Annotated in this window: 17 protein-coding genes; 10 read left to right on the forward strand and 7 right to left on the reverse strand. The window is 58.2% G+C overall.

From position 1 onward, the window contains the following. Window positions 1-26: 26 nt before the first annotated feature. Window positions 27-914 (reverse strand): LysR family transcriptional regulator, encoded by an 888-nt coding sequence (locus tag QMK58_RS01930; protein ID WP_053153040.1) that lies wholly within the window; start codon window positions 912-914, stop codon window positions 27-29. 138 nt (window positions 915-1052) lie between these two features. On the opposite strand from QMK58_RS01930, the gene lysM reads away from it, so the two are divergent. Continuing rightward, window positions 1053-1502, forward strand: a complete 450-nt coding sequence (gene lysM / locus QMK58_RS01935; RefSeq protein WP_053153038.1) for a peptidoglycan-binding protein LysM — start codon at window positions 1053-1055, stop codon at window positions 1500-1502. 126 nt (window positions 1503-1628) lie between these two features. On the opposite strand, the gene yrfG is transcribed toward lysM, so the two are convergent. Further along, window positions 1629-2291 carry a GMP/IMP nucleotidase gene (gene yrfG, locus QMK58_RS01940; protein ID WP_053153035.1) on the reverse strand — a complete coding sequence of 221 codons (663 nt, stop codon included), beginning with the start codon at window positions 2289-2291 and terminating at the stop codon, window positions 1629-1631. Window positions 2292-2379: 88 nt separating this feature from the next. Here yrfG and nudE point away from each other — a divergent pair, with 88 nt between their 5' ends. Together nudE and cysQ are read left to right on the forward strand one after the other, a co-directional pair. After that, window positions 2380-2943, forward strand: a complete 564-nt coding sequence (gene nudE, locus QMK58_RS01945; RefSeq protein ID WP_053153032.1) for an ADP compounds hydrolase NudE — start codon at window positions 2380-2382, stop codon at window positions 2941-2943. Next, a complete protein-coding gene (gene cysQ, locus QMK58_RS01950) occupies window positions 2943-3770 on the forward strand; it encodes a 3'(2'),5'-bisphosphate nucleotidase CysQ (protein ID WP_053153030.1) in 828 nt (275 codons plus the stop codon). Before nudE ends, cysQ begins: the two co-directional genes overlap by 1 nt. A gap of 67 nt (window positions 3771-3837) precedes the next feature. On the opposite strand, the gene QMK58_RS01955 is transcribed toward cysQ, so the two are convergent. Genes QMK58_RS01955 through QMK58_RS01965 form a run of 3 tightly spaced genes read right to left on the reverse strand, consistent with a single transcriptional unit; the run spans window position 3838 to window position 7533 of the window. Then, on the reverse strand, window positions 3838-4293 hold the full coding sequence (locus QMK58_RS01955) for a YiiD C-terminal domain-containing protein (RefSeq protein WP_053153028.1): 456 nt from the start codon (window positions 4291-4293) through the stop codon (window positions 3838-3840). 40 nt (window positions 4294-4333) lie between these two features. Next, window positions 4334-5728 carry a sigma-54-dependent transcriptional regulator gene (locus QMK58_RS01960; protein WP_053153025.1) on the reverse strand — a complete coding sequence of 465 codons (1395 nt, stop codon included), beginning with the start codon at window positions 5726-5728 and terminating at the stop codon, window positions 4334-4336. Beyond that, window positions 5725-7533 carry a sensor histidine kinase gene (locus QMK58_RS01965; RefSeq protein WP_053153023.1) on the reverse strand — a complete coding sequence of 603 codons (1809 nt, stop codon included), beginning with the start codon at window positions 7531-7533 and terminating at the stop codon, window positions 5725-5727. The genes QMK58_RS01960 and QMK58_RS01965 overlap by 4 nt, the downstream gene beginning before the upstream one ends. A gap of 174 nt (window positions 7534-7707) precedes the next feature. Between QMK58_RS01965 and QMK58_RS01970 the strand changes: the two genes are divergently transcribed. From QMK58_RS01970 to QMK58_RS01980, 3 genes are all read left to right on the forward strand, one after another. Beyond that, a complete protein-coding gene (locus QMK58_RS01970) occupies window positions 7708-10620 on the forward strand; it encodes an aminotransferase (protein ID WP_053153021.1) in 2913 nt (970 codons plus the stop codon). 278 nt (window positions 10621-10898) lie between these two features. Further along, the gene (aguA, locus tag QMK58_RS01975) at window positions 10899-12005 is read left to right on the forward strand and encodes an agmatine deiminase (RefSeq protein WP_053153016.1); all 1107 of its coding nucleotides are present in this window, start codon (window positions 10899-10901) and stop codon (window positions 12003-12005) included. 245 nt (window positions 12006-12250) lie between these two features. Next, the gene (locus tag QMK58_RS01980) at window positions 12251-12463 is read left to right on the forward strand and encodes a hypothetical protein (protein ID WP_053153013.1); all 213 of its coding nucleotides are present in this window, start codon (window positions 12251-12253) and stop codon (window positions 12461-12463) included. 177 nt (window positions 12464-12640) lie between these two features. Here the strand turns inward: QMK58_RS01980 and QMK58_RS01985 are convergent, their stop codons facing one another. Continuing rightward, entirely contained in the window at window positions 12641-14734 is a 2094-nt protein-coding gene (locus tag QMK58_RS01985; RefSeq protein ID WP_053153243.1) for a TonB-dependent receptor, read from the reverse strand. 448 nt (window positions 14735-15182) lie between these two features. Between QMK58_RS01985 and QMK58_RS01990 the strand changes: the two genes are divergently transcribed. From QMK58_RS01990 to QMK58_RS02005, 4 genes are all read left to right on the forward strand, one after another. Further along, window positions 15183-16469: an OprD family porin gene (locus tag QMK58_RS01990; RefSeq protein WP_053153011.1), complete on the forward strand. Its 1287-nt coding sequence runs from the start codon at window positions 15183-15185 to the stop codon at window positions 16467-16469. A gap of 133 nt (window positions 16470-16602) precedes the next feature. Further along, window positions 16603-17825 (forward strand): IS3 family transposase gene (locus QMK58_RS01995; protein WP_172681848.1). Its coding sequence is split into 2 segments (ribosomal slippage): window positions 16603-16954 and window positions 16954-17825, totalling 1224 coding nucleotides; the frame shifts between segments, so codons are not numbered across the junction. A 432-nt stretch (window positions 17826-18257) separates the two neighbouring features. After that, window positions 18258-18479 (forward strand): tautomerase family protein, encoded by a 222-nt coding sequence (locus QMK58_RS02000; protein WP_053153078.1) that lies wholly within the window; start codon window positions 18258-18260, stop codon window positions 18477-18479. Between the two features lie 90 nt (window positions 18480-18569). Continuing rightward, the gene (locus QMK58_RS02005; protein ID WP_053153079.1) at window positions 18570-19280 is read left to right on the forward strand and encodes an SDR family NAD(P)-dependent oxidoreductase; all 711 of its coding nucleotides are present in this window, start codon (window positions 18570-18572) and stop codon (window positions 19278-19280) included. A 713-nt stretch (window positions 19281-19993) separates the two neighbouring features. Here the strand turns inward: QMK58_RS02005 and QMK58_RS02010 are convergent. Beyond that, a complete protein-coding gene (locus QMK58_RS02010; protein ID WP_320395796.1) occupies window positions 19994-21025 on the reverse strand; it encodes an AraC family transcriptional regulator in 1032 nt (343 codons plus the stop codon). Window positions 21026-21263: the final 238 nt, after the last annotated feature.

The raw sequence follows: 21263 nt of genomic DNA on the forward strand, positions 1-21263 counted from the left end.
ACTGATCCGCCGATAGATGCGCTCGATCAAGAGCCTGTCAGCGATTGCTGATAGATCGCAAAACAGGCTTCCGCCAGTGCCGAGCGTGGCGCACTGCGACGCATGATCAGTCCGAGTCGGCCGAGAGTCTGGGCGTTTTCGATCGGTTGCAATCGCAGATGTTCGGTCAGACCCTCAAGGCCGCCCTCCAGCGGCATCACGGCGCAACACAGGCCGCCGTGCACAGCTTGTAACAGTTGATGCACGGCATCGGTCTGCAGCAAGGGCTGTGGGCTGAGTCCGCGGCTATGGAAGTTGTGATCAATGGACTGACGAAAGTGCATGCCACTGGTGAGCATGCCCAGCGGTAACTCGATCAACGATTCCCAACTCAGCGGTGCGGGGCCAAAGGTGAAGAAACGCTGGTCGTACAGCAGCCCCATGCGGGTTTCGCTGAAGGACAGTGAGTCGAAATGTTCGGCGTTCAGGCGTTCCAGGTAAGACACACCCAGGTCCAGACGATTGTTCGCCAATTGTTCGAGGATCTGCTCGGAACTCAGTGCGGACAGTTCGAAGCGCAGGTTCGGGTGCTCGGCGTGCAAGCGTTGCAACAGCGGCAGCGGGTCGAAGCTCGACAACGGCACCACGCCCAGTCGCAAGGTGCCAACCAGATTGCCGCGACAGGCCGCCGCCTCGGCGTACAAGCCGTCATAGGCTGCCAGTACCGTGCGAGCCCAAGCCAGCACCCGCTCGCCCGGTGCGGTGAATCCTTCGAAGCGTTGACCGCGGTTGACCAGCGACAGATCGAGTTCTTCTTCCAGGCTGCGCAAGCGCATGGACAGCGTCGGCTGGGTAATGTGGCAACGCGCGGCGGCCTGGCCGAAATGGCGGGTTTCGTCGAGCGCGATGAGGAATTTCAGCTGTTTGATGTCCATCTTCGCTCCAGGGCGCTGGGAAGGCGCGAATTCTATCGCCTGGCGGGAAGCGGCGTCATTGGTCGGGTTGAATTCGCAAGGGATAACCGTGGTCTAGTCTTTTGCGTCTGGACAACTTAATCCCATGGAGAGCAAACAATGAGCCTATTCAGTTTTCTAAAAGAAGCCGGTGAAAAGATTCTCGATGCGCTGACCCCGGATAAAGCCGAAGCCAATAGCGAGGCGTTGACCAAGCATGTACAGAGTGCCTTGACCGGTATCGACACCTCCAAGGTTCAGGTGAAGGTCGAGGGCGACAAAGTCATTGCCACAGGCGAAGCGGCAACGCAGGAAGAGAAGGAAAAAATCCTCCTGGCCCTGGGCAACGTAGCCGGTGTCAGTGGTGTCGACGATCAGATCACCGTTACGGGCCCGGTGGTCGTGGCCGCGAAGTTTGTGGTGGTCGAGAAGGGCGATACCCTCAGCGCGATTTCCCTGCGCGTGTATGGCAATGCGAACCTGTACAACAAGATCTTTGAAGCCAACAAGCCGATGCTCAAGGATGTGAACAAGATCTATCCGGGGCAGTCGTTGCGAATTCCCGAATAAAGTTTAAAACCACGTGATGGCCTTCGCGGGCAAGCCACGCTCCTGCAGGTTACGAGTCGTTCACGAAGTTGCGAACAACGCTCATCCTGTGGGAGCGTGGCTTGCCCGCGATGCAGTCAACTCGATCTACAGCCCTGCAATCAAATCCCGATAATCCTCAACCGCCGCAAACTCGGCGGTATCCTTCGGCCCCTTACGGCTATCCGGCTCACGCACAGCCAGCAAATGCACCACACCAAAATCCCGCGCACTGCGCAGAATAGGCAAGGTGTCATCGATAAACAGGCTGCGTGCCGGGTCGAAATCGATGTCGGCTTGCAAGGCATCCCAAAACTGCGGGTTTTCCTTGGGGAAACCGTAATCATGGGAACTGATCAGGCGTTCGAAGTACGGCGCCAGCTCGACCCTTTCCAGCTTCAACGACAACGAATCACGGTGGGCGTTGGTAATCAGCACCACACGCTTGCCGGCTTGTTTGATCGCTGCCAGAAAAGTGTCCGCATCCGGGCGCAGGGCGATCAGATGGGCGGTTTCCTGTTTCAGTTCGCGCACCGGCAGTTTCAGCTCGGCGCTCCAGAAGTCCAGGCAGTACCACTGCAACTGGCCGGCATTGCGTTCGAACAGCGGCTGCAATTCCAGCTCGGCCATGGCTCGGCTGACGCCGTGCAATTGGGCGTAGCGCTGGGGCAGGTGTTCCAGCCAGAAATGGTTGTCGAAGTGCAGGTCCAGCAAGGTGCCGTCCATGTCCAGCAGAACGGTGTCGATGTCGGACCAGGGTAGTGAAGGCATGGCAACGTCTCGGGCGATAGAAAGATTTCTGGCGTAAACAATCGGGAAAGCCGCGTTATAGTAGCGCGTTCACGCCAAGGAGCTTTGCATGCGCCAGAAACCCACCATACTCGCCCGCGAAATTGTCGCCACCAGTCGATTGTTCTGTGTGGAAGAGCTGAAGCTGCGCTTTTCCAACGGCGTGGAACGCACGTATGAGCGATTGGTCGGCAAGGGCGCCGGGTACGGCGCAGTCATGATCGTGGCGATGCTGGACGCCGAGCATGCGGTATTGGTCGAGGAATATTGCGGCGGCACGGATGAATATGAAATGTCGTTGCCCAAGGGCTTGATCGAGCCGGGCGAAGACGTATTGGCGGCGGCTGAGCGTGAGCTCAAGGAAGAGGCAGGCTTTGGCGCGCGGCAACTTGAACATTTGACCGAGTTGTCACTGTCCCCCGGGTACATGAGCCAAAAAATTCAAGTGGTATTGGCAACCGACCTCTACGAAGAGCGCCTGGAGGGTGATGAGCCCGAGCCAATGGGCGTGAGCAAGGTCAACCTGCGCGAGTTGTCGGCGCTGGCGCAGAATCCACAATTTACTGAAGGCCGCGCCTTGGCGGCCCTGTACCTGGCCCGTGATCTGTTGACTCAGCGCGGAGCATTTCTGTGATGGATTTCCCTCATCCATTGATGGCGCCGGTGATCGAACTGGCCTTGCAGGCAGGCGATGCGATCCTGCCGTTCTGGCGCACAGACACAGCTGTCACCGCCAAGTCGGATGATTCTCCGGTCACGGCTGCGGATCTGGCGGCGCATCATCTGATTCTGGCGGGTCTGACCGCCCTTGACCCGAATATCCCGGTGTTGTCCGAAGAGGACGCCAACATTCCCCAAAGCGTTCGCTCCGGATGGCAGCGCTGGTGGCTGGTGGATCCGCTGGATGGCACCAAGGAGTTCATCAGCGGCAGCGAAGAGTTCACCGTCAACATTGCCCTGATTGAAAACGGTCGCGTGGTCTTTGGTGTGGTATCGATGCCGACCAACGGTCGATTTTATGTCGGCGGCGCTGGGCTCGGTGCCTGGCGTGGCGACAAGGGTGGCACGCCAGTGGCGATTCAGGTGCGTGATGTTTTAGCGCCTGGTGAAGCGTTCACTGTGGTGGCCAGCCGTCGACATTCCAGCCCGGAGCAGGAGCGTTTGCTGGCCGGGTTGAGCGCCAGCCTTGGCGAATTGCAATTGGCGAATATCGGCAGCTCGCTGAAATTCTGCCTGTTGGCCGAAGGCGCGGCGGATTGCTATCCACGCCTGGCACCGACTTCGCAGTGGGATACCGCTGCCGCACAAGGTGTGCTGGAAGGCGCGGGCGGGGAAGTGCTGGATCTGAGCGGCAAGCCGTTTTGCTATCCGGCGCGGGAGTCGCTATTGAATGAATTCTTCCTGGCCCTGCCGGCGAAGGCGGCCTGGCGGGAGCAGTTGCTGGCGCTCGCGATCCTGTAGGAGCTGGCTTGCCGGCGAAGCGGTGTGTCATTCGCCAGCAAGCCGGCTCCTACAGAGGTAGTGGCGCTTAACGGTGCAACACGTACTGCCCGACAAACCTCACCGCCACCTCATCACTGCCCTCATTCACCACCCGTGTATTGAGCGTCAACCGCGCCCGGCCATATCGCTGGAACGTGGTCAAAAACTTTTTCCAGATCACCGGATCCGGGGCCTCGCAAATGGCGTTGGCATCGCCCGTCACCGGTAGCGGATAGCTGATCTGACCTTCCTGAATCACGATGTGCCCGTCGGTGATACCTTCTTCTTTCAGACGCAGGTGCAACCAGCCCCAGCCGGCCAGTACCGCGCCGCAATACAGACTGCCGCCGAACATGGTGCTCTTGTGATTGACGTTGGCTTCCAGTGGCAAGTGCAGGCGCAATTGCTGTGCATGCCAGTCGAGCACCGTAAGTCCCATGTCCCGGGTGAGGGGAATATCGTGGTGAAGGACCGATTCCAGTTGACGAATGTCGCGGCTCATTCGGGGACCTTTTGTTTGAAGTGGATGGCTGGACGCAAACTCAATCGAGATCGTCAGGTTGGGGGCTTGCGCCACTGTCGGCGAAACTCAGCCCGTGCTTGCGCAGTTTGTCGTGCAAGGTCTTGCGTGGAATACCGAGGGCTTCGGCGACGCTGCGTACCGAGCTGTGCGAGCGCGCCAGTTCAGCGGCAATCAGGGTTTTTTCAAAGTTTTCCACCTGCTCACTCAATCCGCCGCTGACGACTTCTGCCGTCGTGCCGTTGCCGGTTTGCGCTTCATTGTTGTCCAGCGCCAGTTCCAGTCCCAAGGCAAAGCGTTCGGCGGCGTTTTGCAGTTCGCGAACATTGCCGGGCCAGGTGTGTCGCAGCAGCAAGGCGCGCTGACCCGGTTGCAGTTCGTGTGGCGGCAAGCCGTGGCGGGCGCTGGCCTCATCGGCAAAATGCTGGAACATCACCAATGCATCTTCCCCACGCTCACGCAGCGGTGGAATACGCAACGGTGCCACGTTCAGGCGGTAATACAAGTCGGCACGAAAGCGACCCTGGTCGGCAGCCTGGCGCAGGTCTTCCTTGGTGGCGGCGATGATGCGGATGTCGAGCGGGATCAGCTGATTGCCGCCCAGTCGCTCGACCACGCGTTCTTGCAGCAAACGCAGCAATTTCACCTGCACATCCAGGCTCATGCTTTCGATTTCGTCGAGAAACAGCGTGCCGCCGTTGGCGAATTCGAACTTGCCGATACGGCGCTTTTGCGCGCCGGTGAAAGCGCCCGGTTCATGGCCGAACAGCTCGCTTTCGACCACTGACTCGGCCAGCGCTCCGGCGTTGATCGCCACGAAGGGGCCATTGCGTCGGTTCGACAGATCGTGCAACGCTCGGGCGACGACTTCTTTTCCGGCCCCTGTTTCGCCGAGAATCAGGACATCTGCTCTGGTCGCCGCCAACGCGCCGATCTGCTCGCGCAGGCGCAACATTGAGGTCGATTGTCCGACCAGGCGCGTGCTCAGCTCATTTCGGTCGCTCAGTGCCAAGCGCAGGCTCCGGTTATCCAGCACCAGACGGCGCAGGGCCAGGGCGCGGCGCACGCTGTCGAGCAGGGCGTCGCTGGCGAAGGGTTTTTCCAGAAAGTCATAGGCCCCGGCACGCATGGCCTGCACCGCCAGCGGCACGTCGCCGTGACCGGTGATCAGCAATACCGGCAGTTCTGGGTCCTGGGCATGAAGTTCGCTCAGCAGTTCGAGACCGTCCATGCCGGGCATGCGGATGTCGCTGACCACTACACCCGGCCAATCGCGTTCGATTTGCCCGGCCAGGCCCTTGGCTTCGGCCAGCGGCAGAATTTTCAAACCGGCCAGATCGAGTGTCTGGCTCAACGCTTGGCGCAGGTGGGGATCGTCGTCGATCAACACGACCTGGAAGCGATTGTCGATGGTCATGCACTTCGGTCCTCGGAAGGTTGCAGGCTCACACCCGGTGCGCCTGCGCGTAGCTTCAGGGTAATCAGTGCGCCGCCTTCCTTGTGGTTGGCGAATGACAGTTCACCGCCGAAGGCGCGCATTAGCGTCTCGCAAATCGCCAGACCCAATCCAAGCCCCTGGGTGCGGGTCTTGGTGGTGTAGAAGGGTTCGCTGGCGCGGCCAAGGGCTTCCATGCAAAAGCCGGGGCCGTTGTCGCGAATGTACAGGTTGACGCCATCGGCTGTGGATTGGGCACTCAACCAGAGTTTGCGTGGCGGGCCTTTTTCGGTCAGGGCATCCAGAGCGTTGGCCAGCAGGTTGCCCAGGACCTGACGCAGGCGGGTTTCCCCGGCCTCGACCCATAAGGTGGCGGCGGGTAAATCGCGGATCAATTCAACGTCCATGCTGCGTCGACGCTTGGCCAGCAAGGCCAGTGCATCATCCAGCGCCGGTTGCAGGGCGACGCTTTCAGGGGCGTGACGATCGCGCCGGGCGAAGGCACGTAAATGGGCAATGATCGAGGCCATTCGGCCGGTCAATTCGCTGATCAGCTTGAGGTTGCCGCGAGCGTCATCGGTGCGCTGATGGTCGAGCAGCACTTCGGCGTTTTCTGCGTAACTGCGGATGGCGGCCAGTGGCTGATTGAGTTCGTGACTGATGCTCGCCGACATCGTTCCCAGCGCCGACAGCTTGCCGGCTTGCACCAGATCATCCTGGGCGCGCACCAATTCCTGCTGGGCCTGTTCGCGCTCCAGCACTTCCTGTTTCAGGCGCCGGTTGAGGCCTTCCAGATCACTCGTGCGCTCGGCGACCCGGCCTTCCAGTTCGCGACGGGCCTTGGCTTCGAAGGCAATGCGTTCGAGGTAATGGCGACGACGCTGCATCATCAGGCCGAGTAGCAGCATGACCACCAGCAGTGCAGCACCGCCGACAGCCACCACGGTGCGTACCGGCCGATCGATCAGGGTGCGCGGGGCAAGGATGCTGACGTTCCAGCCGGTTTCGGCAATGGGTTGGCTCTGAGTCAGCCAAGCGTTGGGATTGAGTTTCAATGGCTGTGGATCGCGGGTCGGATAAGGCTGGATCGCGGTGATGGCGGTGCTTTCTGCTTCGTTCAACGGGCGCGTGGAGCGGAATCGCCACTCCGGTCGCGACGTCAGAATGACCACACCGTTATGGTCTGTCAGCAGCAATTGCTCAGGGGTTTTACCCCACAGGCTCTCGGTGTGGTCAAGATCAACCTTGACCACCAGCACACCGACGATTTTCTCGCCGTCGCGCACGCCCGCCGCGAAGAAATAACCGCGCTTGGCGGAGGTGGTGCCCAAGCCGAAAAACCGCCCGAGCCGCCCGGCCATGGCTTCGCTGAAATAGGGCCGAAAGGAAAAATTGCGCCCGACGAAGCTGTCGTGTTTGTCCCAATTGGAAGCGGCCAGGGTTTTGCCGGTGGCGTCCATCAGGTACATGACTTCGGCACCGGTCTGGGCGCTGATGTTCTTCAACAGGCGGTTGGCGTTGCCTTGGGTGACGCCATCGTCCGGTGCACCGAGCACGGCGCGCAGGGCCGGCAGGTCGCCGAGAATCTGCGGCAATACTTCATAGCGATGCAGAGTGCCCAGCAGGTTGGCGACGTAGAGGTCGAGGGTCTGACGGTTCTGACTGGCCAATTCGCTGCGGTAGTAGCGCTCCGCCAGATGCTGCAACGGCCAGAGCAGCGGTGCCAGGCACAGTGCCAGCAGGGCCAGGCTGCGCCAACGAGGTCTGGGGGGAAGGGTCGGAGTCATGAGCATCGAGCGCCTGTGGGTACAGGCGCATTATGCCTAGGCTTGCGGTCACCGTCTGCGCAAGAAAAAGGCACTTTCGCGCCCTCGCAAACGCTCAGACCCGACCGTGGGGGGTTGCGTATCGCCCTGAGCAGTGGCGATATAAGCGCCTAATAAAATTTCAGGGGTCGTTGTATGCCGCTCGCCACGTTGATTCATCGCGCCAGTTTGCCCAGCCCGCAAGTAACTGCGGAACAGGCGCTTGAGCTGCTGGAGGAACATTACGGGTTTAGCGCAAAGTTGCAGGCTCTGGGTAGCCAGCAGGACCTGAACTTCCGCGTTGACAGCGACCGGGGGCGTTTCGTCCTGAAAATTTGCCGTGGCGACTATTCGGTACTGGAGCTTCAAGCCCAGCATGCCGGGCTCAGGCACCTGGGAGCGCATCCCGATGTGCATGTACCGGGCGTGATCGCGGCAAAAAATGGCGCAGACCTGCTTTCCCTGGAAGTTGGCGGCCAGGCAGTCCATGTGCGCTTGCTGGAGTACATCGAAGGGCAGCCTCTGACGAGCCTCAAGCGTTTCAACCCTGCCGTGGTGGCGGGTTACGGTCGCCTTTGTGGCGAAATGGACCTGGCGCTGGCGGACTTCGATCACCCAGGCCTGGTGCGAACGCTGCAGTGGGATGCTCGTCATGCTCATGCCTTGATCGCGCATCTGCTGCCTGTCATCACGGATGAAACCCAGCGTCGGCTGATTGTCGAGGCCTCCGAACAAGCGGAGCGTCATTTGCAGCCACTGGAGGACAAGCTGCCGGTGCAAGCCATCCACATGGACATCACCGATGACAACGTGGTGTGGCAGCGTGATGCGCAGCGCCACTGGCAATTGCAAGGCGTGATCGACTTTGGCGATCTGGTGCGCACTTGGCGGATCACCGATTTGTCGGTGACCTGTGCCGCCCTGCTGCACCACGGTGAAGGCGATCCTTTCTGCATTTTGCCGGCGATCCAGGCCTATCACGCAATCAACCCGCTTCAACACGAAGAGCTGCTGGCGCTCTGGCCGCTGATCGTTGCGCGCGCGGCGGTGCTGGTGCTCAGTGGTGAGCAGCAAGTCAGCATCGATCCGGGCAACACCTATAGTCGCGACAATCTGATCCACGAGTGGGAAATTTTCCGCGTGGCTACGTCGGTTCCGCTGGCGTTGATGGAAGCGGCAATCCTCTCGGCGGTTGGTCATACACTGCCAGCCATCGGCGGCGAAAATTTCGCGCCGCTGTTGCCGAGCCTGGTGGGGCGTGCGTTTGCCTTGATCGACCTGGGCGTATTGAGCCCGCATTTCGAGGCCGGCAACTGGGAGCAGCAAGGCATCGATCAGCGTTTGCTGGATGAAGCGCTTGCCGCTCATGGTCTGGCGGCCAGTCGCTATGGACAGTACCGCTTGTCCCGCACCCAAGCGGACAGCGCCACAGAGCCAGATACCTTCCCGTTGCACGTCGAATTACGCGTCCCCCATGGCACAGTGGTCGAGTCGCCGTTTGCTGGCGTGGTGCATCAACCCTCGGCCGGCGTGCTGCAACTGGATGGCCCGCAACTGAGCGTGCGGTTGTGGGGCGTCACGCCTTCGCTGCACAGCGGCGCAGCCCTGGTCAAAGGCCAGGTGCTGGGATCGGTCAGCGGACCGTTGATTGTGCAGTTGTGCCGAGGCTCGTCGATCACTGCGCCGCTGTTCTGTACGCCATCGCGCGCGGCTGCCTGGCAGGCCTTGTGCCCGTCACCGGCTACGCTGCTGGGGCTGGCGTGTGATGCCGAAGCAGAACTCGACGCACAGACTTTGCTGGCGCGGCGTGATGCCAGCTTCGCCCGCACGCAAAAACATTACTACGTCGACCCGCCGCGCATCGAGCGCGGCTGGCGCAACCATTTGATCGACATGCAGGGCCGCTCCTACCTCGACATGCTCAACAACGTTGCTGTGTTGGGTCATGGCCATCCGCGCATGGCGGCGGTCGCCAGCCGTCAGTGGTCGCTGCTCAACACCAACTCGCGCTTCAACTACGCAGCGGTTGCCGAGTTCTCCGAGCGTTTGCTGAAACTGTCACCGGACGGCATGGATCGAGTGTTCCTGGTCAACAGCGGCAGCGAGGCAAACGATCTGGCGATTCGTCTGGCGTGGGCCTACAGCGGTGGCCGCGACATGATCAGCGTGCTGGAGGCCTATCACGGCTGGACGGTGGGTGCGGACGCGGTGTCGACCTCGATTGCCGACAACCCCAAGGCCTTGAGCAGCCGACCGGACTGGGTGCATCCAGTGATCGCACCAAACACCTATCGCGGCGAGTTCCGCGGTCCGGACAGTGCACCTGACTACGTACGCAGCGTCGAACACAACCTGACGAAAATCGCGGAGCAGAAACGCCAACTGGCCGGCTTCATCTGCGAGCCGGTGTATGGCAACGCTGGCGGTATTTCGCTGCCATCGGGCTATCTGAAACAGGTTTATGCAATGGTGCGCGCGCAAGGTGGCGTGTGCATCGCCGACGAAGTCCAGGTCGGTTACGGGCGCATGGGCCATTTCTTCTGGGGCTTCGAAGAGCAGGGCGTGGTGCCGGACATCATCACCATGGCCAAGGGCATGGGCAATGGTCAACCGTTGGGTGCGGTGATCACCCGCCGGGAAATCGCCGAAGCATTGGAGGCCGAAGGTTATTTCTTCTCGTCCGCAGGGGGCAGTCCGGTCAGTTGCCAGATCGGCATGGCGGTGCTGGATGTGATGGAAGAGGAAAAGCTTTGGGAGAACGCGCAAATTGTCGGCGGGCATTTCAAGCAGCGTCTTGAAGCGCTGATCGATATTCATCCGTTGGTTGGTGCGGTGCACGGGTCCGGTTTTTATCTGGGTGTGGAGTTGATCCGCAACCGCGAAACCCTGGAGCCGGCCACTCAAGAAACCACGGCGCTGTGTGATCGTCTGCGTGAGCTCGGGATTTTCATGCAGCCGACGGGTGATTTCCTGAACGTGTTGAAGATCAAACCGCCGATGGTCACCTCACGCCAGAGCGTGGATTTCTTTGTGGACATGCTGTCGAAGGTGCTTGAAGAGGGGTTGTAAACACCCCTCTCTTTAGGAGCGAGCTTGCTCGCGATGGCGGTTTTTCAGTCGACAAATCTGTGACTGACATGGCCTCATCGCGAGCAAGCTCGCTCCTACAGGGATGGGGGGTGTTAATCCGATTGTTATCGGCTTTAAATGCATGCCATGAGCTAATTCTGATAGGTAACGCTTTAAAAGCCGATATTTATCGGATATAAAGTCGCCACAGTCCACGGCGTGCCCCAATGCGCTTCCATTTTTTGTCAGGTATCAATGTCACTCTGGAGTCCTGAGCCATGACCACTTTGAACAGCTCCCCTCGCGCCGACGGCTTCTACATGCCCGCCGAGTGGGCACCGCAAACCCAGGCCTGGATGATTTGGCCAGAGCGGCCGGACAACTGGCGCCTGGGCGGCAAGCCGGCGCAAGCCGCCCACGCGGCAGTGGCCAAGGCCATCGCCCGTTTCGAGCCTGTGACTGTCGCGGTTTCCGCCGGCCAGTACGAAAACGCTCGTGCACGTCTCGACGTACCGAATATCCGCGTGGTGGAAATGTCCAGTGACGACGCCTGGGTCCGCGACTCCGGCCCGACCTTCGTTATCAATAACAGTGGCGAAGTCCGTGGTGTGAACTGGGATTTCAACGCGTGGGGTGGTTTCGACGGCGGTCTGTATTCACCGTGGAACCGGGACTCGCAGGTCGGCGGCAAAATTCTTGAAATCGAGCGCAGCCAGCGCTATCGCACCGAAGGCTTTGTACTCGAAGGCGGCTCGATTCACGTCGATGGCGAAGGCACGCTGATCACCACCGAAGAATGCCTGCTCAACCGCAATCGCAATCCACACATGAGCCGCGCAGAAATCGAAGCGGTACTCAGCGCAAATCTGGCTGTGGATAAAATCATCTGGTTGCCGGACGGTTTGTTCAACGATGAAACCGACGGCCATGTGGATAACTTCTGCTGCTACGTGCGTCCGGGTGAAGTGTTGCTGGCCTGGACTGACGACCCCCAGGATCCGAACTATCCACGCTGCCAGGCTGCAATGAAAGTGCTGCAAAGCAGCACGGACGCTAAAGGTCGCCCATTCACCGTGCACAAAATGCCGATTCCGGGGCCGCTGTTCGCGACCGAAGAAGAGTGTGCCGGGGTGGATCCGGTCGACGGCACTCAGGAACGCAATCCTACTGTTCGTCTGGCGGGTTCCTACGTGAACTTCCTGATCGTCAACGGCGGCATCATCGCCCCGAGTTTTGATGACCCTCAGGACGGTCCGGCGAAAGAGATTTTGCAGAATCTGTTCCCGCAACACGAAGTGGTGATGGTGCCGGGTCGTGAACTGTTACTGGGTGGCGGCAACATTCACTGCCTTACCCAGCAGCAACCGGCTCCGCACATGGAGTGAGTGAGGCCGTAACAGCCTGAGTTGATTACCTTATTGCTCAAGCTGGCCTTTCGCCTTGTTCCGTTGCCCAGAACCCGCAGCCCCCATGGACTGCGGGTTTTTTTGTATCCGCTTGTCCACAACTCAGAAACTTTGGCACAGCTCTTGTATCTGTACGGTTGCAACTTGGGGAGGGGGAGAACTTCGATGTTCTGTCATAAACCTTGGATAAGTTAGCCGCTCACAAATCGGGAGAGAGCGCTGAAATGAACGCCGAAGTAAATGCAATGAGCGACAAGTCGTTGCATCCCCTGGTGATAAACAGCGAATCGCTCCAGGTTCTGGCGCACTGGTTAAAGTCCAATGGAACGCGTTCGATCAGTGAAACTGATCCGCGCCGGACAATGATCGAGCGCTACCCCGCAGATTTTTTCAGCGAGGCGGAACTGGATGCGTTGTGGGATGTGATGGAAGGATAAGAAGCACAACAACGGATTGAAAAAACAAAAAGCGCTGCCTCGGATGGCAGCGCTTTTTTTTCTTGAATAGTCCCGTAGGAGCTGGCTTGCCAGCGAAGGCGTCGTGTCAAACGACTTCTACGTTATTGACCCACCGCTTTCGCTGGCAAGCCAGCTCCTACAGGTTTTGTGTTGTGGTCAGAAGCTGTAGGTGCCCGTCACCACCAGGCTACGCGGTGCCCCCGGCTGGATCTGAAATGCACTGGTCGCCGACGAGTAGTACGTTTTGTCGCTGATGTTGTTCAGCGCCGCGCGCAAATCCCAATCTTTCTCACGGAAACCGGCCAAGGCATCCCAACGACCGTAACCCGGCAGCACGGTGGTGTTGAGGTTGTCGGCATAGCGATCGCCGACCAGCGTCAAACCGGTTTCGGCGTACCAACCCATTTCCGGTTTCCAGGTCAGGAACAGGCTGCCGTTGTGCTTGGCCACATTGTTGATGCGCTTGCCTTCCAGGCCGTTGTTATCTTCCTCGATGGTTGCGTCCTGGATACCCACACCGCCGCGCACGTACCAGTTGCCGCTAATCTTGCCAGCGGCGGTCAGCTCGATCCCGCGGGAGCGTTGCAGGCCGGAGAGCAGGGTAATGGTTGGATTGTTCGGGTCGCTGGTGCGGCGGTTGTAGAGCTCCAGTTCGTAGATCGCCAGTGTCGTGCTCAAGCGATCATCGAGCCAGTCACTCTTCACGCCGATTTCTTTCTGCTTGGTCAGCTCGGGGCTCAGGTCATTGGCATTGCCGGCGGCGCCTGGGGTGATGCCGATCAAGCCACCGCCAACCGGTGAGAACGTCTTGGACCAGGAAGCGTAAAAGGAATGATTCGGTAACGGCGTCCAGACCAGTCCTACACGTGGGCTGGTGCTGTGGCTGTCGCGGTCTTCGGATATGTCGCGCAGCTTGTTGGTCGACTCAATATCGAAGGTGTCGTAGCGCAGGCCGGCGAGCAATTGCCATTGATCGCTCAGGTGCAACTGATCCTGCACGTAAACGGCGCGGCTTTCGACTTCAGTGTGGGAGTTGCTCGACACCTGCATGCGCCCGGTATGACGCAAGTCGCGATTGGGGTTGTAAAGATCCAGCGGCGGCACCGGTGAACTCCCCGGGCCTGTGGTGGCAGCGGTGTACAAAAGCGGATCGCGGCGTTGGCTGCCGATTTCGATGCCGGTGAGCAGGCGATGTTCCAGGCCAAAGGTATCGAAACCACCCTCCAGTTCAACGTTGTTGTAGACGTTGCGGGTGGACAAGTCCTGCTGCCAGTGCTGGCGCGTGACCTGGTGGGTGGCCGGAATGTAGCCGGTCAGATAGGTGTTGTCGAAATCGCTATTGAGCTTGAATACACCCAGGGTCTGGCGCAGCTGCCAGTTATCGTTCAACTCATAGGTGAGTTTTGAGCGTAGGGATTGTGCCTTGTCATCGATGAAATCGTGCTCGCCGCCGTAGGTCGTATCGCGTCCTACGTCTGCCGGGCGACCGTTTACACCGGGGATCCCACGGTCCGGCGTTCGGTTGTAGCGGCTGTATTCGTACTGCACCAGCCAGTTGAGGTCGGGTGTCAGCTGCCAGCTCATCGATGGTGCGAACAACTGGCGATTGCCACTCACGCCATCGCGGAAGCTGTTTTCGTCCATGTTGCCCATGTTCAGGCGCAGGCTGATGTTCTCGGATGGATCGGTACTCAGGTCGGCGTACAGGCTGCGCAGATCTTCGCTGCCGCCCTGGGCTTCGATCGTCGAGCGGCGACCGAACTCCGGCAACTTGCTGACCCGGTTGACGATGCCACCCTGGCTGCCACGACCATACAACACAGCAGCGGGGCCTTTTAGAACATCGATGCGTTCAATGTTGTGCAAGTCGCGCACGTATTGGCTGTCGTCGCGGATGCCATCGAGATAGAAGTCGTTGCTGGCATCGAAGCCGCGGATGCGCAAGCTGTCGAAGCGCGTGTCGGCGCCGCTGCTGACGTTAGGGATGCCACTGAGTGCCGTGCCCAGATCGTTGGTGCCGTAGTCCGAGACGTTCGAGGTTTTGATCGAATCGATGGCTTGAGGCACATAGCGCACCGGCGTATTGGTGCGGGTCGCCGTACTGGTTTGGGTGACGCGCGGATCGTCCGCTTCCGCTTCGGCGCTGATCGAGGTAGCAGGCAAGGTGGTCGTTGTTGCGTAGGAAAAACCGGCAGACAGGAAGGCAGAAAGCCCAAGGGTCATGGGCGTAAGACGAAAGGGGGCAGGCATTGCGAAGTGCATCCGAGAAGGTTGGAAATTCAAGGGTGCGAATGGTAATGCTTGTTATTTGCTTCCGTTAATTGTTCTTGAAGGTTCGAGAGATTGATTGTTGCAAAGTATGTCGTGATTGATACGTTCGGGTATTGAGTCACCTGACCGAGAGGAAAACTCGTGCCTTTCGTTCTACGTCAATTGAATATTCCTGCCGCCTAACTGTCTTTCCTGGACGTTTTTTGCCTGTTTATCGACGATTCCTGAAATTGACACATAGTCAGAGGGGCGGCTACGATCCCGCCCAACGCCTGTGGCCGACCGCCACGATTCAAAACAATAAAAAGGCCCGCCGCGAGAAATCGTGGGCGGGCCTTTTTGTTTTCGTCACGAAAAAAGAGCGCGATAGCGCCGTTTCCGTCGTTCGACACAGCGCGTTTCAACCGCAAACAAGGAAAAGAACACCATGTTGAACAAGCGAATCAGCCTGATCGCTCTGGGGATTTTGAGTGCAACACCGGCCATGGCTAACGACCAGGTCGAGTCCAAGGGTTTCGTTGAAGACAGCAGCCTCAAAGTGCTGCTGCGCAATGCCTACATGAATCGTGACTACAAAGACGGCAATCCGGATAAGTCCGAGTGGGGCCAGGCGGCCATCGGCACCTTCTCTTCCGGCTTCACCCAAGGCACCGTCGGTGTCGGTGTGGATGCTTTTGGATTGTATGCATTGAACCTGGAGCGCAGCGAAGATCGTAGCGGCGCCCAAGGCATCGATTTTTTCAAAAAGGGCGCCAGCGGAGAACCGGCCGATGACCTGTCCAAGGGTGGCGCAGCGGTCAAATTCCGCCTGTCCAGCACCACCCTGACCTACGGCGACCAAATGCCGGCATTGCCGGTGTTGAATTACGACAACTCGCGCCTGCTGCCGGAAAGCTACACCGGCACCCTGATCACCTCCAGGGAGATCAAAGGCCTTGAGCTGAACGCCGGTCGCTTCACTGCCCAATCGCGCAAAAGCGCTGAAGGCCGTGACAGCGGTGGGTTGAAGTCGATCAACGTCTTGGGCGGCAGCTATCAGTTCACTGAGCAATTCAAAGGCGCGCTGTACGCTTCCGACGTCGAAGACGTGCTGAAGAAGCAATACATCAACGCCAACTACGTGATCCCGGTCGACAAGGATCAGTCCTTGAACCTGGACTTCAACGGCTACCGCACCAAGCTGGAAGACTCCTACGTTCGCGACAACGGCATTACCGGCGACGACAACAAGATCTGGAGCCTGGCCGCCACCTTCGTTACCGGCGCGCACTCCTTCACCCTCGCGCACCAGCGCAGCACGGGCGACAGCAACCTGGGCTACGCCTACGGTGGCTACCAGAAAGACCAGGGACGCATCGGCGACGGTGGCAACACCATTTACCTGGCCAACTCCTACTGGTCCGACTTCAACGCCGAAGACGAACGCAGCTGGCAGCTGGGCTACGGCCTCGACTTCACCACCTTCGGTGTCCCTGGCCTGAGCTACAACTTCGCCTACGTGCGTGGTGACAACATCACCACTTCCACCAGCGAAGGCGGCACCGAGCGCGAGATCTTCAACCAGATCAAGTACGTCGTGCAAAGCGGTCCGGCCAAAGACCTCAGCGTGAAACTGCGCAGCTCGGTTCTGCGCGTGTCGCAGAAGTCGAGCGAGTACAACGTGAGTGGCAATGAAGTGCGTGTGTTTGTGGATTACCCGATCAACATTTTCTGATGATCCCGTTCGGTATCCCGGCCTGATAAAGGGCTGAGAAAGAAGAAGCCCCGACTGGTTCGGGGCTTTTTTGTGCTGTTTGTCCCGTCCTGAATAAGGTTTACACCTTCTGACCTATTTTCAGGAGGGAGCAATGGATTCGGGGAAAAGGCGCAGTCAGCGCGATTACACGCTGGCTTTTAAATTGTCGGTGGTCGATCAGGTCGAAAAGGGCGAGTTGAGTTATAAAGAGGCTCAACGGCGCTATGGCATCCAGGGTCGGTCAACGGTGTTGGTGTGGTTACGCAAGCATGGTCGGCAGGATTGGAGCCAAGGCGCGTCTATTCGAGTGCTGAGGAAGAGTTCCATGGCCGAGTCCACGGTACCGCTGTCACCCGAGCAGCGGATCAAAGAGCTTGAAGAACAGCTTGAACTGAGCAATCAAAAGGCTCAGTTTTTCGAGGCTGTCGTAAACGTCTTGAAGAACGACTACGGTGTATCCATCGTAAAAAAGCGACCCGGCAAGTCCTCGCGCAAGGGCAAGTCAAAGACCTGAGTATCAGCAGGGCTTGCCTGTTCATGGGCATTTCACGTCAGGCTTACTACAAGCGCAACCGAGCGTTTGATGCGAAGGCTAGCGACGATCAAAAGGTCGTGGATTTCGTCTTGGAAAAGCGGCGGCGCCAGCCAAGGCTGGGAACACGCAAGCTGCATTATATGCTGCAGGCCGAAGCAGAAACGAGTCTGCGGGTGGGGCGCGATCGCCTGTTCAGCATCCTGCGAGAAGCGCGAGAATTGGTCCCTCGCAAGCGGGCATACCACAAGACCACCCACAGCCATCATCGATTTCGCCGCCATCCAAACCTACTCAAGGCAGGCCCGCAGCAAATCATTGCCTGTGCTCCTGAGCAAGTTTGGGTTGCGGATATAACCTATCTGCCTACCCAGGAGAGCGTTGCTTATCTGAGCCTGATCACCGACGCCTACTCGCGTAAAATAGTGGGACATCATGTGCATGAGAGCTTGCATACAGAGTCGGTGCTCAAAGCGCTGAAGAAGGCTGTAGGAGGAAGGAAAACCAAGCAGCCGCTGGTTCATCACTCAGACCGTGGGGCGCAGTATTGCTCCGACCTTTATCAGCGTTTTCACACCAAGCACGGGGTCATTTGTTCGATGACCGATGGCTATGACTGCTATCAGAACGCGATGGCGGAGCGAATAAACGGGATTTTGAAGACGGAGTTTTTGCTGCATCGCCCCAAGAACCTGGCCGACGCGGTGAGAATGGTTGATGAATCGGTGCTGATCTACAACGCGGAGCGGCCACATCTGGCCTTGAAATACAAAACGCCCGATGCGGTGCATCGGGCGTTTTGAGACTGAAACAGGTGTAAACCTATTTCAGGACTAGACAGTTGATTTGCTTATGTCGCCGAAACCCGATTTTGGTAACACGTCTTTCGAACGTGTCGTCCGCGGCGACATGTTCGGAAGACGTGTGGCAAAAAATGAAAAATTGCGACACGTTAACGTCTCATGTCTACACACGGATTTGCTGTTCCAGCATGCCCAAGACACGTGACCTTCAAGCTATTTAGCTAAGACGGCAATTCCCTTTTCAACACATCGCCGCTATTGAGAAAGTCGGCAGGTCACTCGATGGAGGCTCTTGTTGCTTTCTTCTTCATTCATTACGCCACGTAATGAATGAAGTTCCCGTTCCCACCTTTATCCACTCCAGCCTACCTCATACATTCAGCTCCAACGCCTCCCTATCATCCTGACGGGAAGGTCACTGGAGTTGCCCTCATGCCTTTCGTAAGCGTACGCATTACCCGCGATGGCGTTACCCCTGAGCAGAAGGCTCAGGTGATTGCCGAAATCACTGAAACCCTGGAACGCGTGCTCAACAAACGCCCTGAGTTGACCCACATCGTCATCGAGGAAGTCGACACCGATAACTGGGGTTACGCCGGGATGACCACTACCCGTTATCGAAAACAGTTGGCTGAGGCCGGTGAGAAGTCATGACGTCGAGCAGAAGTTGAAGTACAGGGCGAGCCTCCGGCCGAAGCCTGATGCGTCACGTTTTATTCACAATTATCGTCTGAGGTATTCATCGTGAGCTTTTCGAAAAAAGTCATCGTCATCACCGGCGCATCCCAGGGTTTAGGCGACGGTATGGTCAAAGCATTCCGTGAGTTGGGTTACCGCATCGTCGCCACTTCACGCTCCATCAAACCCTCCAGCGATCCCGACATTCTCACCGTGGCCGGGGACATCGGCGAGCCGGCCACCGCCCAGCGCGTCATCCGTGAAGCGATTTCCCGTTTCGGTCGCATTGATACCCTGGTCAACAACGCCGGAATTTTCATCGCCAAACCGTTTACCGAGTACACGGCGCAAGACTACGCCAACGTGCTGTCGGTGAACCTCAACGGCTTCTTCTACATCACTCAACTCGCCATCGCCGAGATGGAAAAGCAGGGCAGCGGCCATATCGTCAACATCACCACCAGTCTGGTCGATCACGCCATCGATGGAGTGCCGTCGGTGTTGGCATCATTGACCAAGGGTGGCTTGAACGCGGCGACCCGATCCCTGGCCATCGAATATGCCAAGCGCGGGATTCGGGTGAACGCGGTTTCCCCAGGCATCATCAAGACCCCGATGCACGGTGAAGAGACGCATGAAGCATTGGGTAATTTGCACCCGATGGGGCGCATGGGCGAAGTCGACGATATTGCGCAGGCGGTGGTGTATCTGGATGGCGCCAGGTTTGTCACTGGCGAGATTCTGCATGTCGATGGGGGGCAGAGCGCGGGGCACTAAAAGAAGGTTTTCCGAACGATAGAAACAACAAAGCCCCGGCGTTTCTGCAGGGGCTTTGTTTTGTATGGTGCGGCACCAGGAGTCGAACATGTTCCTTCAGGCCGCATAAACACTGGTAAGTACCAAGTTGAAAGCAACGACATACCCCTTCGCGTACCCCTAAAAAAGAAAGTACGTCGAGGTGACGTATGGTCAGCAGCATCTAGGCATACGCCATCGTGCTACTGATCCTCTAACCAATGGTTCGCCGTAGTACCCGCTCCGCCAAATCAGCAACCGCGGCACAGGTGATACCGAGCTCGTTCATGGTGAACAGTGACTCGGGAAGGCGTCTCTCATTGCGCGCCTTAATGATCGCTGCCTTCGATATGCCAGCGCGGCGGACGATCTCGCTGATAGTGCACTGCATGACTGCTCACCTTACTGCTGGCTTTCTGCATGCGTAGGGCAGATGGTCGCTCTTTTCGTCTCTAAAGACTGGATACGGGATTGAAGTCCTAACTATGCGCTGTGGCGACACCTAACATATTTGGTCATCATGAACGGCAACTGCCGACCTAAAGGAGATGCTCAGAAGCGTCTCTGGGTTCTGGGGCGTTTCACTTATGCAGGACTTGTCGCCGATAATGGCCGCGTCGAAGAAATGACAGTTTCAGCCAGGTTGGTCGGCCAACAGGCTTGTCAGTCGCCCTTGAATCTCTCCTTCTATTTTTTCAGGCTGCGGGGCTCGGGAGCGCCTTGCTCTCTCGATAGGAAGCAACCCAATTCGAAGGTGTCTTGCCAAACTGGCTGCGGAACCAGCGTGAAAAATCACCGGCCGTGGAAAAGCCAAGCAGTTCGGCCACCTCGTAAAATCGGCGTCTGCTGTTGGCCAAATACTCTTCGGCGAGTTCAGCCCGTACAGCGTTGATGATCGTTGTGACACTCTCACCTTCAGTTGCCAGGTGGCGGTTAAGGGTGCGTCGATGCATGCCAAGATGTTGGGAAACCGCATCGACAGAACACAGTCCGCTTGGCAGCAGCATCTTGACGATCTGACGCACCCGCTGCGTCGGCTCGTCGCGCAGGTTAGCCAACTGCATGTCCAGCGATCGCTTCACTTCGCGATGCAGCGCGGGGTCCGCCTCAGGTATGGCCATATTTAAATCGACCCCGCGGCAAACGATGGCGTTGAACTCCTGAGAGAACTCGATCGCGGTTCCCAACACACGGTGGTGTACTTCTAGGCTGGAGGGGGGGGCGTGAGTAAAACTGACCCTTACCGGTCGGAAGGTATAGCCGCTCAGAATGCACAACGTGCGCAGGATAATTCCGGTTGCTTGTTCTATCGCTTGGCGCCAGACGCCATGATGGCCCTGCATGTTCACCCCCACATGCAGCAGGGTCAGATCGCCCACGTCCTCAAGCCACAATTGCACACCGGCGTTATGCAGACGCGTATAGCGAAAGCAAGACTGCAAGGCGGCGCGCAGTGTTGGCTCTTCGCGGATAAGCAGCGCCAGCATGCCAAAGTTGGAAAGGTGTCTCTTTTCGGCGAGCAGCAGACCGAAGGCTTCCTGACCGGACAATCGGGCTGACTCCTCCAGCAGCCAGCCGACCGAATCGCTACTGATCATGATACTCGGATCGTCGAGGGCACTGGCCGGCAGCTTGGCCATCCGCAGCATACGAAAAGGATCGAGCCCCTCTGAACGGCAAACCTGTTCATAGTTGGTAAGGCTGGCACTCCGCGTCAGGGTATACATGATTTCCCTCGTGTCCCAATTTCGCAAGATTGAGTCCTGCGAAGCTTAGTGCAGGATGCCCTGTCAGAGCTACCTTCAGGCTTCCGAAAATAGAGAGCGGAAGGTAATGGATACGCGCTAGAACCTACTGCGGTTCAACAGCACGGCCCTTGGTCATGGGGATGCTCACGCGTGTGGGCATTGAAGTCTCTTTCGTAAGCCGTAGCGGCTACACGCTCGATAACAATAATAAAACAAC

The sequence above is a fragment of the Pseudomonas sp. P8_241 genome (assembly GCF_034008315.1).
Taxonomy (GTDB): domain Bacteria; phylum Pseudomonadota; class Gammaproteobacteria; order Pseudomonadales; family Pseudomonadaceae; genus Aquipseudomonas.

Coding starts and splice junctions, on each gene's coding strand:
- QMK58_RS02000 (WP_053153078.1), top strand. CDS start 18,258: ATGCCTTTCGTAAGCGTACGCATTACCCGCGATGGCGTTACCCCTGAG.
- QMK58_RS01955 (WP_053153028.1), bottom strand. CDS start 4,293: ATGAGCCGCGACATTCGTCAACTGGAATCGGTCCTTCACCACGATATT.
- aguA (WP_053153016.1), top strand. CDS start 10,899: ATGACCACTTTGAACAGCTCCCCTCGCGCCGACGGCTTCTACATGCCC.
- QMK58_RS01990 (WP_053153011.1), top strand. CDS start 15,183: ATGTTGAACAAGCGAATCAGCCTGATCGCTCTGGGGATTTTGAGTGCA.
- nudE (WP_053153032.1), top strand. CDS start 2,380: ATGCGCCAGAAACCCACCATACTCGCCCGCGAAATTGTCGCCACCAGT.
- QMK58_RS01965 (WP_053153023.1), bottom strand. CDS start 7,533: ATGACTCCGACCCTTCCCCCCAGACCTCGTTGGCGCAGCCTGGCCCTG.
- QMK58_RS01930 (WP_053153040.1), bottom strand. CDS start 914: ATGGACATCAAACAGCTGAAATTCCTCATCGCGCTCGACGAAACCCGC.
- QMK58_RS01985 (WP_053153243.1), bottom strand. CDS start 14,734: ATGCCTGCCCCCTTTCGTCTTACGCCCATGACCCTTGGGCTTTCTGCC.
- QMK58_RS01970 (WP_053153021.1), top strand. CDS start 7,708: ATGCCGCTCGCCACGTTGATTCATCGCGCCAGTTTGCCCAGCCCGCAA.
- lysM (WP_053153038.1), top strand. CDS start 1,053: ATGAGCCTATTCAGTTTTCTAAAAGAAGCCGGTGAAAAGATTCTCGAT.
- QMK58_RS01980 (WP_053153013.1), top strand. CDS start 12,251: ATGAACGCCGAAGTAAATGCAATGAGCGACAAGTCGTTGCATCCCCTG.
- QMK58_RS01960 (WP_053153025.1), bottom strand. CDS start 5,728: ATGACCATCGACAATCGCTTCCAGGTCGTGTTGATCGACGACGATCCC.
- cysQ (WP_053153030.1), top strand. CDS start 2,943: ATGGATTTCCCTCATCCATTGATGGCGCCGGTGATCGAACTGGCCTTG.
- QMK58_RS02010 (WP_320395796.1), bottom strand. CDS start 21,025: ATGTATACCCTGACGCGGAGTGCCAGCCTTACCAACTATGAACAGGTT.
- yrfG (WP_053153035.1), bottom strand. CDS start 2,291: ATGCCTTCACTACCCTGGTCCGACATCGACACCGTTCTGCTGGACATG.